This window comes from Caenimonas soli, from assembly GCF_013155545.1.
Lineage (GTDB): Bacteria > Pseudomonadota > Gammaproteobacteria > Burkholderiales > Burkholderiaceae_C > Ramlibacter > Ramlibacter soli.
Genome location: NZ_JABJVV010000009.1, coordinates 172,664 through 185,766 on the forward strand (window position 1 = coordinate 172,664; position 13,103 = coordinate 185,766).

The window sequence follows — 13,103 nt, forward strand, 5'->3', positions numbered from 1 at the left end:
CCGCGATGAGCAACTCGCTCGCAATGCGCAGCATGGCGCACGTGTGGCATCCCTGCACGCAAATGAAGCTGCACGAAGCGCAGCCGCCAATCGCCATCGCCCGCGCTTCAGGGCCCTGGCTGTACGACGTGGACGGCAAGCGCTACCTCGACGCCGTCAGTTCCTGGTGGGTCAACCTGTTCGGCCACAGCCATCCGCACATCAAGGCCGCCTTGGCCGACCAGCTGGACCGGCTCGACCATGTGATGCTGGCCGGTTTCACCCATGCGCCCGTGGTGGAACTGTCCGAACGGCTGGGCGCGCTGACCGGCCTGGGCCATGCTTTCTACGGGAGTGACGGCGCCTCCGCGACCGAGATCGCCTTGAAGATGAGCGCGCATTTCTGGCGCAACAGCGGCCGCGCCGGCAAGAGCCGCTTCATCGGCCTGGCCGGCGGCTACCACGGCGAAACCGTGGGCGCGCTGGCTGTGACGGACATCGCGATCTTCCGCGAGGCCTATGCGCCGCTGGTGCGGCTGGCGGCCACCGTGCCCAGCCCCGATGCACGCGGCGCGCAGGCCGGCGAAAGCGCCGCCGATGTGGCCGGTCGCTGCGCCGCGGCGCTGGAGGCCTGGCTCGCCGAGCACCACGAGCAAACCGCGGCCCTGATCGTCGAGCCGCTGGTGCAGTGCGCGGCGGGGATGGCCATGCACGACCCCGAGTACCTGCGCCTGGTGCGCGCGCTGTGCGACCGCTACCAGGTGCACCTGGTGGTCGACGAAATCGCCACCGGCTTCGGGCGCACCGGGACCATGTTCGCGCACCAGCAGGCCGGCATCCGGCCCGACTTCATCTGCCTGTCCAAGGGCCTCACCGGCGGCACCCTGCCGCTGTCGGCCGTGCTGACGACCGACGCGGTCTACCAGGCCTTCTACGACGACGAGGTCGCCCGCGGCTTCCTGCATTCCCACTCCTACACCGGCAACCCCCTGGCCTGCCGCGCAGCGCTGGCGACGCTGGAGATCTTCGAACAGCAGGACGTGCTGACACGCAACGTGGCCCTGGCCCGAACGGTCAGCGACGCCCTGGCGCCGCTCTCGACCCATCCCCGGGTGCGCCACGCGCGCCACCTCGGCATGATCTGGGCCTGGGACGTCGAGACGACGCTGCCCGACTTCGCGCGCCGCTACCACCACCATGCAATGGCGCGCGGCGCTCTGCTGCGCCCCATCGGCCGCACTGTCTATGCCATGCCGCCCTATGTGCTGGATGCGGAAGCCGTGCATTGCCTGGCGCAGGGCGCACTGGCTGCGCTGGAAGCCACCCTGGCCGAAGAGCCTCGCAGCCCATGAGCTCTTACTTCATCACCGGTACCGACACCGGCGTCGGCAAGACCCTGGTCGCCGCCGCGCTGTTGCATGCGCTGGCCGGGCGTTATCCGCGCGTTGTGGGCATGAAGCCGGTGGCCGCGGGCCAGGTGCGCGTGGGTGAGTCCTGGGCCAGCGAAGACGCGCTCGCGCTGCGTAAGGCCTCCACGGTGCAGGTGCTCCCCGAGCTGGACAACCCCATCCTGCTGCCCGATCCGCTGTCGCCGCATATCGCTGCCCAGCGCGCCGGCTTGCGCATCGATATCGCCGAGTTGGTCCGCCGCTACCACGCGCTGGCGCTGCGCGCCGACGCCATCGTGGTGGAAGGCGCGGGCGGCTTTCACGTGCCGCTGTCCGACACCGAAACCGGCGCCGAACTGGCGCAGGCCCTGGCCCTGCCCGTGGTGCTGGTCGTCGGCCTGCGGCTGGGCTGCCTGAGCCATGCGGCGCTGACGGCCGAAGCCATTCGCGCGCGCGGCCTCGTGCTGGCGGGCTGGGTGGCCAACCGGATCGATCCCGCCATGCAGGCGCAGGACGACAACATCGCCTGGCTGCAGCGCCGCCTCGCCGCGCCGCTGCTGGCCGATATCGCCTACCAGGACTCGCCCGATCCACGAGCGATCCACATCAATCTACCGCCCGCATGAAGACAAGCCCCTCCTGGATCGATGAATTCCCGGCGCGCATCGCCGAGCTGGATCGCGTTCACCTGCGCCGCAAACGCCGCGTGGTCGTGCCCGAAGGCGGCGCGCGCCTGCAGGTCGACGGCCAGTCGATGCTGGCGTTCTGCAGCAACGACTACCTGGGTCTGGCCGGCCATCCGGCGCTCGTCGAAGCCGCCTGCGCCGGCGCCCGCGCCTTCGGCGTGGGCTCGGGCGCCTCGCCCCTGGTCAGCGGTCACAGCATGGCTAATGCCGCGCTCGAAGAGGAGTTGGCCCGCTTCACCCAGTTGCCGCGCGCGCTGTACTTCTACGCCGGCTACGCCACCAACATCGGCATCGTCCCGGCGCTGGTCGGCGAAGGCGATGCACTGTTCTCCGACGCGCTCAACCACGCCTGCCTGATCGATGGCGCCCGCCTGTCGCGCGCGCACATCCACCGCTACGCGCACGGTGACCTGGCCGCCCTCGAAGCGGCCTTGGCGCAAAGCCCGGCGCGGCGCAAGCTGGTGATCAGCGACGCCGTCTTCAGCATGGACGGCGACATCGCCGACATCCCCGCGCTGCTGGCCCTGTGCGAACGCTACGACGCGCTCTTGCTGCTGGACGATGCGCATGGCTTCGGCGTGCTGGGGCCGCAGGGCCGCGGCAGCCTCGCCCATTTCGAGCTCGCCGGGCCGAACGCCTCGCGCCGCGTGCTCTACATGGCCACGCTAGGCAAGGCGGCCGGCGTGGCCGGTGCCTTCGTGGCCGGCGACGACGCCCTGGTGGAGTGGCTGCTGCAAAAGACCCGCAGCTACACCTTTGCCACGGCCGCGCCGCCGCTGTTGGCGAGCGCCCTGTGCGAAAGCCTGGCGCTGATCGAAACCGAACAGTGGCGCCGCGATCACCTGAGCCGCCTCATCGCGCGGCTGCGCGAAGGCCTGGCCATCGCCCTGCAGGGCACACCCTGGACGCTGGGCGAATCCACCACCGCGATCCAGGCCCTGGTGATCGGGCCCAACGACGAGGCCCTGGCCGTGATGGAGGGCCTGCGCGAGCGCGGCCTGTGGGTGCCGGCCATCCGCCCGCCCACGGTGCCCGAGGGCACGGCGCGGCTGCGCATCGCGCTGTCGGCGGCCCACAGCGAGGCCGATGTAGACCGATTGCTGCAAGCCCTGGCCGAACTGGCACCCCGAATCCTGAAGATGTCTCTGGAGAACCTTGATGTCCACTGCCTTTGAACAACCCGTCACCCTGCACCGCTCGATAGAGCGCGAAGCGACACCCGCCGCCGCCCAGCGTTGGAGCGAGGAAGCCGTGCAGGCGCTGTTCGACCTGCCATTCCCCGACCTCTTGCACCGGGCGCAGACCGTGCACCGCGAAAACTTCGATCCCACCCTGGTCGAGTTCGCGACGCTGCTGTCGATCAAGACCGGCGGCTGCCCGGAGGACTGCAGCTACTGCCCGCAAGCCGCCCGCTACGACACCGGCGTGGAGGCCTCCAAGCTGATGGAGCCGGCCGAGGTGCTGCAGGCCGCGCAGCGCGCCAAGGACGCCGGCGCCACGCGCTTTTGCATGGGTGCGGCCTGGCGCGCGCCGAAAGACCGTGACATCGAGAAAGTCGCCGAGCTGGTCGCCACCGTGAAATCGCTGGGCCTGGAGACCTGCGCCACGCTCGGCATGCTCGAGGACGGTCACGCGCAAACACTCCAGGAGGCCGGCCTGGACTACTACAACCACAACCTGGACAGCGCGCCCGATTTCTACGGCGACATCATCACCACCCGCGAGTACCAGGACCGCCTGGACACGCTGGCCCGTGTTCGCGGCGCCGGCGTCAAGGTCTGCTGCGGCGGCATCGTGGGCATGGGCGAATCGCAGCAGCAGCGCGCCGGCCTGATCGCCCAGCTGGCCAACCTCGACCCCTACCCCGAGTCTGTGCCCATCAACCACCTGGTCCGCGTGAAGGGCACGCCGCTGGCGGAGCAGGCGCCGCTGGACCCGTTCGAGTTCGTGCGCACCATCGCCGTGGCGCGCATCACCATGCCGCGGGCACGCGTGCGCCTGTCAGCCGGCCGCCAGCAGATGGGCGATGCCGTGCAGGCGCTGTGCTTCCTGGCCGGCGCCAACTCGATCTTCTATGGCGACAAGCTGCTGACCACGGGCAATCCCGACACGCAGGCCGACCTGGACCTGCTGCAGCGCCTGGGCCTGAAGCGGGGCCAGCCGGCATGACGGAAGCGACGACATCGCGCAGACCGCTGACGCTGCATCGGCTGCGCGAAATGCACGCCGCCGGCGAGAAGATCGCCATGCTCACCTGCTACGACGCCAGCTTCGCGCGGCTACTCGATGGCGCCGGCGTCGATTGCCTGCTGGTCGGCGATTCGCTGGGCATGGTGTTGCAAGGCCAGCCCAGCACGGTCCCGGTGACCTTGCAGCAGATGGCCTATCACACCGAATGCGTGGCGCGGGGCAACCGCACGGCCTGGGTCGTGGGTGACCTGCCGTTCGGCAGCTACCAGGAGTCGCGCGAACAGGCGCTGCGAAGTGCCACCACCTTGATGCAGGCCGGCGCACACATGGTCAAGCTCGAAGGCGGCGGCTGGACCGCGGAAACGGTTCGCTTCCTGACCGAGCGCGGCGTCCCGGTATGCGCCCACCTGGGCCTGACGCCGCAATCGGTGCATGCGCTGGGCGGCTACCGCATCCAGGGCCGCAGCGACGTTGCGGCTCGCACGCTGAAAGAACAGGCGAACGAACTCGCTGCCGCCGGGGCGGCCATGCTGGTGCTGGAACTCATCCCGCGCGGGCTGGCTGCCGAGGTGAGCGCGGCCCTGCCCATCCCGGTGATCGGTATCGGCGCCGGCGTCGGCTGCAGCGGCCAGGTGCTGGTGCTGCACGACATGCTGGGCGTCACCGGCGGCAAGCCGCCGCGCTTCGTGCGCAACTTCATGCAGGACAGCCCCAGCGTGGAGGAGGCGGTGCGCCGCTATGTGGCGGCCGTGAAAAACCAGAGCTTTCCCAACGACGAACTGCACAGCTACTAGGATCCCCATGCAGATAGCCCGCACCCTCGACGACCTGCGCCACGTTCTCGGCGCGTATTGCAAGCCCGCCTTCGTTCCCACCATGGGCAACCTGCACGAGGGCCACATTGCCCTGATCAGGAAAGCCAAGCCGCTGGGCGACGTGACGGTGGCCAGCATCTTCGTCAACCGCCTGCAGTTCCTGCCGCATGAGGACTTCGACAGCTACCCGCGCACCTGGGATTCGGACTGCGCCAAGCTCCAAGCTGCCGGCTGCGACGTGCTCTTCGCGCCCACGGAGAATGAGCTCTATCCCGAGCCGCAAACGTTCAAGGTGCACCCGCCCGGGGCGCTGGCCGACATCCTGGAAGGCCACTTCCGGCCCGGCTTCTTTGTCGGCGTGAGCACGGTGGTGATGAAGCTGTTCGCTTGCGTGCAGCCGCGCGTGGCGGTATTCGGCAAGAAGGACTACCAGCAGCTGATGGTCATTCGCCGCATGGTGCGCCAGTTCGCGCTGCCCATCGAGATCGTGGCCGGCGAAACGGAACGCGCAGCGGACGGATTGGCGCTGTCTTCGCGCAACGGTTACCTGTCCGCATCGGAACGCCACGAAGCGGTGCAGCTCTCGCTCGCGCTCAAACGCATGGCAGCGCATGCAAAGCCGGGAACCACTGACCTCGCAGCCATCGAGGCCGAGGCGATGAACACATTGCTCTCGCGCGGCTGGAAGCCCGACTACATGACCGTGCGCCGCCGCACCGACCTGCAGGCGCCGCAGGCAGGTGATCCACTGGTCGTGCTCGGCGCGGCGAAGCTGGGCAACACCCGGCTGATCGATAACCTGGAATTCTGAGAACTAGCCCAGCAGCGCCGCGCGGCGCTGCAGATGGCGGCGCACCGCCGGGTCGCGCTCCAGGCCGATCGCCTGCTGATACGCCTCCAGGGCCTGCGCCCGCGCACCGCTGCGCGAGAGCAATTCGGCGCGGGCCGCCCAGTACGGCTGGTACTGCGCCAGCCGGGCATCGCCGGCCAGCGCCTCCAACGCAGCGAGCCCCGCCTGCGTCCCCTCGGCCTGTGCCAATGCCACGGCACGGTTGAGGGCCGCGACAGGCGAGCCCGTCAGAGCCTGCAGGGCCTCGTAGAGCGTGGCGATGGCGGCCCAGTCGGCGCGCCCCTCGCGCCTGCGCACGCAGTGGGCCGACTGCACGGCCGCCTCGAGCTGATAGCGGCCCGGCGCCGCGGCACGGCTGGCGCGCAACAGCAGGGCTTCCGCTTCCTCGATCATCTCGTTGTCCCACAAGCCGGTGTCCTGCGATGCGAGCGGTACATACTCGCCTTGGGCATCGCGGCGGGCGCGCCGGCGGGCATGCGCGTGCAGCATCAAGGCGAGCAGCCCCAAAGCCTCGGGCTCGTGCGGCAACAAGGCCACCACCAGCCGGCCCAGCCAGATGGCTTCGTCGGCCAGGTTGCGCCGCACCGGATCGGCCCCTTCCGCGTCCGACCAGCCTTCGGCATAAGCTGCGTAAATGGCTTCCAGCACTGAGTCCAGGCGTTCCGGCAATTGCGAGCGCTCGGGTACCTGGAACGCAATGCCGGCCTGGCGGATCTTGGCCTTGGCGCGCACCAGGCGCTGGCCCATGGCGGCCGGCGCCACCAGGAAGGCCGAGGCGATGGTGGCGGCGTCGAAGCCGAGTACGACCTGCAGCACCAGCGGGGCCCGAACGGAGCGATCGATAGCGGGGTGGGCGCAGGCGAACAGCAGCTCCAACCGCCGGTCCGGCAAGCCGCTGTCCTCGGACTCGGCCGTTGGCGCCAGCAGTTGCAGGTGTTCTGCCGCCGCTTCGCCATGGATGCGCGCGCGCACCGCATCCACCAATTTACGGCGCGCCACCACCAACAGCCAGGCCTCGGGGTTGTCCGGAACTCCGCGCAGCGGCCAGTCGGCCAAGGCAGCGGCGAAGGCTTCGGACAAGGCGTCCTCGGCCCCGGCCACATCGCGGGTGCGGGCCGAAAGGAAAGCGACCAGCTTGCCGTAACTGCGGCGCGCCGCGCCTTCGGCCGCCTCGGCTGGCGTCAAGGCGCTCCCATGGCCCACACCGGGCGCACTTCCACAGTGCCGTGAGCCGCGCCGGGACAGCGGGCGGCCCAGGACAGCGCGGCGTCCAGGTCGGGCACATCGATCAGGAAGTAGCCCCCCAGCTCCTCGCGGGTTTCAATGAAGGGCCCGTTGAGCACTTCGGTCTTGCCGTCGCGCACCCGCACCGTCGTGGCGGTGCTGCCCGGGCGCAGCCGATTGCTCGAGCGGACGATGCCGGCTTTGTTCAGCGCTTCGGTGTAGGCCCCGTAGGCAGCGAGTGCCTGCGATTTCGCCTCCTGCGGCATGGACTCGAACTTGGTCCCGTCGGCGTGGATCAGCAGCATGTATTCCATGGATAGCTCCTTGTGGTCAGGACGGCGCACCATGCGCCGTCTGACAATGTCGACCGGCCAGGCCCGGATTCGACATCACTGCGAAGCAAATTTACGCCGCGCCGATGTTGGGCACCAGCGCACCGGCCGGCTGCCCGCTCTTCAGCGCGGCCGTGAAAGCCAGCATGCGGTCGATCGGCACCTTGGCGCGCGTGCCCAGGGCTGGATCGACGTGAACCTCGTTGCTGCCGCTCTCCAGCACCTGCGCCAGGCCCGCCAGCCCGTTCATCGCCATCCAGGGGCAATGCGCGCAGCTCTTGCAGGTCGCGCTGTTGCCGGCAGTGGGCGCTTCGATGAAGAACTTGTCCGGGTTGAGGGTGCGCAGCTTGTGCATCATGCCGTTGTCGGTGGCGACGATGAACTCCCGGGCGTCCATCTCGCGCGCGGCCTTCAAGATGGCGGAGGTCGAACCCACGGAGTCGGCCAGGGCCACCACATCGGCCGGCGACTCGGGGTGCACCAGCACCTTGGCCTGGGGATATTGCTTCTTCAGGTCTTCCAGCTCGAACGCCTTGAACTCGTCGTGCACGATGCACGAGCCGTTCCACAGCACCATGTCGGCGCCGGTTTCGCGCTGGATGTAGGTGCCCAGGTGTTTGTCGGGCGCCCACAGGATCTTGTGGCCCTTGTCCTTGAGGGCGCGCACGATGTCGACGGCGCAGCTGGACGTGACCAGCCAGTCGGAACGCGCCTTTACCGCGGCGCTGGTGTTGGCGTAGACCACTACCGTGCGATCCGGGTGCTGGTCGCAAAACGCCGAGAACTCGTCGGCGGGACAGCCCAGGTCGAGCGAGCAGGTGGCGTCCAGGTCCGGCATCAGCACGCGCTTTTCGGGCGACAGGATCTTGGCGGTCTCGCCCATGAAGCGCACGCCCGACACGACGAGGGTCTGCGCCGCATGGTCGCGGCCGAACCGGGCCATCTCCAGCGAATCGCTCACGATGCCGCCGGTTTCCTCGGCCAGGTCCTGCAGGTCGGGATGCACGTAGTAGTGCGAGACCATCACGGCATTGCGCTCCTTGAGCAGGCGCCGGATCTTGTCCTTGAGCGCGACCCGCTCGCCGGGGGATGGTTCCACCGGCACGCGGGCCCAGGCGTGCTTGGTATCGCAGGCGCTGCCCGAGGTCTCGCCCGGGATGGGATGCTCATACTCGACGTCGAAGATGGGGATCACAGCGCTCATCAGATTTCCTTCAGCCGCATGGAGAAATCGGTGGCCTTCACGTCCTTGGTCAAGGCTCCGATGGAGATGCGGTCCACACCGGTTTCCGCAAGGGCGCGCACGCTGTCCAGCGTGACGCCGCCCGAAATTTCCAGGATCGCGCGGCCGTCGTTGATGCGAACGGCCTCGCGCAGAGTCGGCAGGTCCATGTTGTCCAGGAGGATCATCTTCGCCCCGGCCGCCAGCGCCTCTTCCAGCTGGGCCAGCGTTTCAACCTCGATCTCGACAAAGGACGCCTGCGCCGCCACCGTTGTCGCCGCTTTCAGCACCTGGGTCACCCCGCCCGCCGCGGCGATATGGTTCTCCTTGATCAGCACCGCGTCGTACAGGCCGATGCGGTGGTTGGTGCCGCCGCCCACGCGCACGGCGTATTTCTGCGCCAGCCGCAGCCCTGGCAATGTCTTGCGCGTATCGACGATCTGCGCGCGAGTGCCGCGCACCGCCTCGACATAAACGGCGGTCTTGGTCGCCACCGCGCTGAGCAGCTGCAGGAAATTCAGCGCCGTCCTCTCGGCCGTCAACAGACCCCGCGCCGAGCCTTCGATCTCCAGCACGACCTGGTCGGCCATGCTGCGCTGGCCTTCGGCCACCAGCCAACGGATTTCTGCTTTCGGATCGACCTGCCGCAGCGCCGCCTCGGCCCAGGGCGCGCCGCAGATCACCGCGGACTCGCGGGCCAGTACCCGGGCCCGGGCCCGCCGGGCAGGATCGACCAGGCCGGCCGTGAGGTCGCCGGCGCCCACGTCTTCGGCCAGGGCCCGCCTCGCATCTTCACTCGCGAGTTCGCTCACGCTGCCGGGGGAAAAATCGAACAGACTTGCCATCCCGGCAAGCATAGCGGCATCGTGCTCAGTTCGCCGCCCACCCCCGGATTGGGCTCACCCGTGTCGGCGGCATGCGCCTACGCGGCGGTGACACTGGTTTTGAAGAAAATAGGGGTCATGAACACAGTCTATGCACAAACAGAACCGTCGCGGGCTGAGATCGAGGCCCTGGGCGGGCCCACTCTGCTGGAGTTCGGCACGCCGTGGTGCGGCTACTGCCGGGCAGCCCAGCCATTGATCGGGCAAGCCCTGGCTTCGCACAACGGCATGCGGCACATCAAGGTCGAGGATGGCAGCGGCCGCCCCTTGGGGCGATCGTTTGGGGTCAAGCTGTGGCCGACGCTGGTCTTCCTCAAGGACGGCAAGGAAGAGACCCGCGTGGTGCGGCCGCAGAGCTTCGATCAGGTCCAGCAGGCGCTGAACCGAATCGCGAGCGGTACCGCCTGAGCGCCGCGCGCGCCTACGCGGCTTCCGCGACCGGCCCCCGGCCCATCAGCGCGGCCACGGCCTGGGCCGGCTCGAGCTCACCGTCGAGCAGGGCCACCACGGCAGCGGCGATCGGCATGTCCACGCCGAGGCGCTGGGCCCGGCGGACCACGGCGCGGGCGCAGTAAACGCCTTCGGCCACATGGCCCAGCGAGTCCACGGCTTGTTGCAGCGATTTGCCCTGCGCCAACAGCAAGCCGACCTGGCGGTTCCGGCTCAGGTCGCCGGTGGCGGTGAGCACCAGGTCGCCCAGGCCTGACAGGCCCGTGAACGTCTCCTGACGCGCGCCCAGCGCGACCCCCAAGCGGGTCATCTCTACCAGACCCCGGGTGATCAGGGCGGCACGCGCATTCAGCCCCAGGTTCAGGCCATCGCACAGCCCGGCAGCGATGGCCAGCACGTTCTTCACGGCGCCGCCTACTTCCACTCCGGCCAAGTCATCGTTGGCGTAAACGCGCAGGTTGCCGGCGTGAAAGGCCTCCACCAGCGCTTCCCGCACCTGGGCCTCGGCGCTGGCCGCAACCAGGGCCGTCGGCTGACCGCGCGCGACTTCCTGGGCAAAGCTGGGACCGCTGAGGACACCGGCCTTCAGGCCGGGGGCGACCTGCGCCTTGACCTCGTGGCCGAGCAACCCCTCCGGCACATCCGCGAGCGCTTCGAACCCCTTGCACAGCCAGGCCACCGGCCCGCCGTGGTCGCGCAAGTCCGAAAGCATCTGGCGCAGCCCCGCCATCGGTGTGGCGATGAGTGCCAGGTCGGCGGCATCGGCCAGCCGGGCCAGGCTTTCATCGGGGGCGGCGCTGAGGGAGATATTGGCGGGCAAGGCCACGCCGGGCAGGTAGCGGCGGTTTTCGCGCTCGGCCTGCAGTGCCTGGGCTTGTCGCGCATCGCGGGCCCACAGCGTCACCTCGTGCCGCGCGGCCGCGTTGGCGGCCAGGGCCGTGCCCCAGGCCCCGGCTCCGAACACTATGATTTTCATAGCAATCCCAGGCCTTGCAGCCAGGGCTTCACGCCGTCGTGATGATGCGCGAAGGCTCGACCGCCTGCTGCTGTTCGGCCTGCTGCTGCTCGTACATGGCCTGGAAGTTGATCTCGGCCAGGTGCACCGGCGGGAATCCGGCGCGCGTAATGATGTCGGCCACGTTGCCGCGCAGGTAGGGATAGACGATCTGCGGGCAGGCGATGCCCATGATGGGGCTCATCTGATCGGCCGGCAGGTTGCGGATCTCGAAGATGCCGGCCTGCTTGGCCTCCACCAGGAACACCGTCTTGTCCTTGACCTTGGTGGTCACGGTGGCCGTGACGCAGACTTCGTAGACGCCATCGGCGGCTTGCGCGGCCTCGACGCCGAGCTGGATGTCAACGGCAGGCTGTTCCTGCTCCAGCAGGATGCCGGGAGAGTTGGGCTGCTCGAGCGAGGCTTCCTTCAGGTAGACGCGCTGGATCTGGAATACGGGGTCCTGTTGCTGTTCGGCCATGGTTTTCTCTCTTTCAATGCAAAAGCCCGCCTCGGGTTGCCGAAGCGGGCCGGGATTTCGGTTTCAGCCGGGATTATCCGGCAACGGCGGGCCCTTTCAGCAGGGGGATGAGGCCGCCCCGGCTGTCCAGCGCCATCAGGTCGTCGCAGCCGCCGACATGGGTGTCACCGATGAAGATTTGCGGCACGGTGCGCCGGCCGGTGATCTGCATCATGTGCACCCGCTCCTGGGGATGCATGTCGACGCGAATTTCGTCGATGGCGTGAACGCCTTTGGACAGGAGGATTTGCTTGGCGCGGATGCAAAAGGGACAAACGGCCGTGGTGTACATCTTGACGGGCTGCATGGGCTTTTTCTTCAGGCTTTCTCAACCGGAAGGTTAGCCTCTTTCCACGCTTTCAGCCCGCCGGCCAGCACTTGGGCCTTCTCGTAGCCGAGTTTCTTGGCGACCGCCAAGGCGCGATTGGCGCGAGCGCCGTTGGGGCAGACCAGGATCAATGGCACGGTCTTGTTCTTGACCACCTCGGGCAGGCGTTGTTCCAGCTGGCCCACCGGCACGTTCTTGGCGCCCCCCACGTGGCCCTGCGCGAACTCCTCGGCTTCGCTCACATCCACCACCACCGCCCGCTCGCGATTGATGAGCTGCACTGCGTTGGCGGTGGACAAGCCACCGGCCGTCGCGCCCTGGATCGCCGGCCACAGCAGCATGGCGCCGGAGGCCAAAGCCACCGAAATGAGCATCCAGTTGTCGATGAGAAATTTCACGTCTTTCCTTGTTAGTCGGCATTAGGTCAACCCGCGATTCTAAAATGCCGGGTTTGCCACCGCATCCGACAGGCCCACTTCATGCACAAACTCGTTCTGATCCGCCACGGCGAATCGACCTGGAACCTCGAAAATCGCTTCACCGGCTGGACCGACGTGGACCTCACGGCCACCGGCGTCGAGCAGGCCAAGACCTCCGGGCGCCTGCTCAAGCAGGAAGGCTTCGATTTCGACCTCTGTTACACCAGCGTGCTGAAGCGCGCGACCCGAACGCTGTGGCATTGCCTGGACGAGATGGACCGCACCTGGCTGCCGGTGATGCATTCCTGGCGGCTCAACGAGCGTCACTATGGCGCCCTGCAGGGCCTGAACAAGGCCGAAACGGCCAAGAAATTCGGCGACGAGCAGGTCCTGGTGTGGCGGCGCAGCTACGACGTGCCGCCGCCTCCCCTGGAGCCGGGCGACCCGCGCAGCGAGCGGGGCGACATCCGCTATGCCAAGCTCTCGCCCGACCAGATTCCGCTGACCGAATGCCTGAAAGACACCGTGGCCCGCGTGATGCCCTTCTGGAACGAGACCATGGCCCCGGCCATCAAGGCGCGCAGGCGGGTGCTGGTGTCCGCCCACGGCAACTCGATCCGGGCGCTGGTGAAGTACCTGGACGGGATTTCCGACAGCGACATCGTCGGCCTGAACATTCCCAACGGCATTCCCCTGGTGTACGAGCTGGATGACGACCTGAAGCCCCTGCGCCACTACTACCTGGGCGACCCCGAGGTGGCCGCCAAGGCGGCTGCCGCCGTGGCCAACCAGGGCAAGGCCTAGCCGCAGGTAAGCAATTTA

General features: G+C 68.3%; 16 protein-coding genes. 8 read left to right on the forward strand and 8 right to left on the reverse strand.

Annotated elements, in window-relative coordinates; all coding sequences use genetic code 11:
* Positions 1–5: 5 nt before the first annotated feature.
* From bioA to panC, 6 genes are read left to right on the forward strand one after another with little or no spacing between them, the layout of a single operon-like run.
* Complete coding sequence (gene bioA, locus HNE04_RS15800; RefSeq protein WP_172220926.1) at positions 6–1,331, forward strand: adenosylmethionine--8-amino-7-oxononanoate transaminase; 1,326 nt, start codon at positions 6–8, stop codon at positions 1,329–1,331.
* Positions 1,328–1,993 (forward strand): dethiobiotin synthase, encoded by a 666-nt coding sequence (gene bioD / locus HNE04_RS15805; protein ID WP_172220928.1) that lies wholly within the window; start codon positions 1,328–1,330, stop codon positions 1,991–1,993. Before bioA ends, bioD begins: the two co-directional genes overlap by 4 nt.
* Complete coding sequence (gene bioF, locus HNE04_RS15810) at positions 1,990–3,228, forward strand: 8-amino-7-oxononanoate synthase (protein ID WP_172220930.1); 1,239 nt, start codon at positions 1,990–1,992, stop codon at positions 3,226–3,228. Before bioD ends, bioF begins: the two co-directional genes overlap by 4 nt.
* The gene (gene bioB / locus HNE04_RS15815; protein ID WP_172220932.1) at positions 3,212–4,222 is read left to right on the forward strand and encodes a biotin synthase BioB; all 1,011 of its coding nucleotides are present in this window, start codon (positions 3,212–3,214) and stop codon (positions 4,220–4,222) included. Before bioF ends, bioB begins: the two co-directional genes overlap by 17 nt.
* On the forward strand, positions 4,219–5,037 hold the full coding sequence (panB, locus tag HNE04_RS15820) for a 3-methyl-2-oxobutanoate hydroxymethyltransferase (protein WP_172220934.1): 819 nt from the start codon (positions 4,219–4,221) through the stop codon (positions 5,035–5,037). Before bioB ends, panB begins: the two co-directional genes overlap by 4 nt.
* A gap of 7 nt (positions 5,038–5,044) precedes the next feature.
* The gene (gene panC / locus HNE04_RS15825) at positions 5,045–5,869 is read left to right on the forward strand and encodes a pantoate--beta-alanine ligase (protein WP_172220937.1); all 825 of its coding nucleotides are present in this window, start codon (positions 5,045–5,047) and stop codon (positions 5,867–5,869) included.
* 3 nt (positions 5,870–5,872) lie between these two features.
* On the opposite strand, the gene HNE04_RS15830 is transcribed toward panC, so the two are convergent.
* The 4 genes from HNE04_RS15830 to nadC form a co-directional block, all read right to left on the reverse strand.
* Positions 5,873–7,093: an RNA polymerase sigma factor gene (locus HNE04_RS15830; RefSeq protein WP_207717585.1), complete on the reverse strand. Its 1,221-nt coding sequence runs from the start codon at positions 7,091–7,093 to the stop codon at positions 5,873–5,875.
* Entirely contained in the window at positions 7,090–7,446 is a 357-nt protein-coding gene (locus HNE04_RS15835; RefSeq protein WP_172220943.1) for a YciI family protein, read from the reverse strand. The genes HNE04_RS15830 and HNE04_RS15835 overlap by 4 nt, the downstream gene beginning before the upstream one ends.
* 91 nt (positions 7,447–7,537) lie before the next feature.
* Positions 7,538–8,668: a quinolinate synthase NadA gene (gene nadA, locus HNE04_RS15840; protein ID WP_172220946.1), complete on the reverse strand. Its 1,131-nt coding sequence runs from the start codon at positions 8,666–8,668 to the stop codon at positions 7,538–7,540.
* Positions 8,668–9,531 carry a carboxylating nicotinate-nucleotide diphosphorylase gene (nadC, locus tag HNE04_RS15845; RefSeq protein ID WP_172220949.1) on the reverse strand — a complete coding sequence of 288 codons (864 nt, stop codon included), beginning with the start codon at positions 9,529–9,531 and terminating at the stop codon, positions 8,668–8,670. Before nadC ends, nadA begins: the two co-directional genes overlap by 1 nt.
* A gap of 117 nt (positions 9,532–9,648) precedes the next feature.
* On the opposite strand from nadC, the gene HNE04_RS15850 reads away from it, so the two are divergent.
* A complete protein-coding gene (locus HNE04_RS15850) occupies positions 9,649–9,978 on the forward strand; it encodes a thioredoxin family protein (RefSeq protein WP_172220952.1) in 330 nt (109 codons plus the stop codon).
* 13 nt (positions 9,979–9,991) lie between these two features.
* Here HNE04_RS15850 and HNE04_RS15855 read toward each other — a convergent pair whose 3' ends face one another.
* The 4 genes from HNE04_RS15855 to HNE04_RS15870 all read right to left on the reverse strand — a co-directional run bounded on the left by HNE04_RS15855 (position 9,992) and on the right by HNE04_RS15870 (position 12,260).
* Positions 9,992–10,996 (reverse strand): NAD(P)H-dependent glycerol-3-phosphate dehydrogenase, encoded by a 1,005-nt coding sequence (locus HNE04_RS15855; protein WP_172220955.1) that lies wholly within the window; start codon positions 10,994–10,996, stop codon positions 9,992–9,994.
* A 28-nt stretch (positions 10,997–11,024) separates the two neighbouring features.
* Positions 11,025–11,495: a protein-export chaperone SecB gene (gene secB / locus HNE04_RS15860; protein ID WP_172220958.1), complete on the reverse strand. Its 471-nt coding sequence runs from the start codon at positions 11,493–11,495 to the stop codon at positions 11,025–11,027.
* Positions 11,496–11,568: 73 nt separating this feature from the next.
* Positions 11,569–11,841, reverse strand: coding sequence for a glutaredoxin 3 (grxC, locus tag HNE04_RS15865; RefSeq protein ID WP_172220961.1), 273 nt, complete (start codon positions 11,839–11,841; stop codon positions 11,569–11,571).
* Between the two features lie 11 nt (positions 11,842–11,852).
* Complete coding sequence (locus tag HNE04_RS15870) at positions 11,853–12,260, reverse strand: rhodanese-like domain-containing protein (RefSeq protein WP_172220964.1); 408 nt, start codon at positions 12,258–12,260, stop codon at positions 11,853–11,855.
* An 81-nt stretch (positions 12,261–12,341) separates the two neighbouring features.
* On the opposite strand from HNE04_RS15870, the gene gpmA reads away from it, so the two are divergent.
* Positions 12,342–13,085 (forward strand): 2,3-diphosphoglycerate-dependent phosphoglycerate mutase, encoded by a 744-nt coding sequence (gene gpmA / locus HNE04_RS15875; RefSeq protein WP_172220968.1) that lies wholly within the window; start codon positions 12,342–12,344, stop codon positions 13,083–13,085.
* The last annotated feature ends 18 nt before the right edge of the window (positions 13,086–13,103 follow it).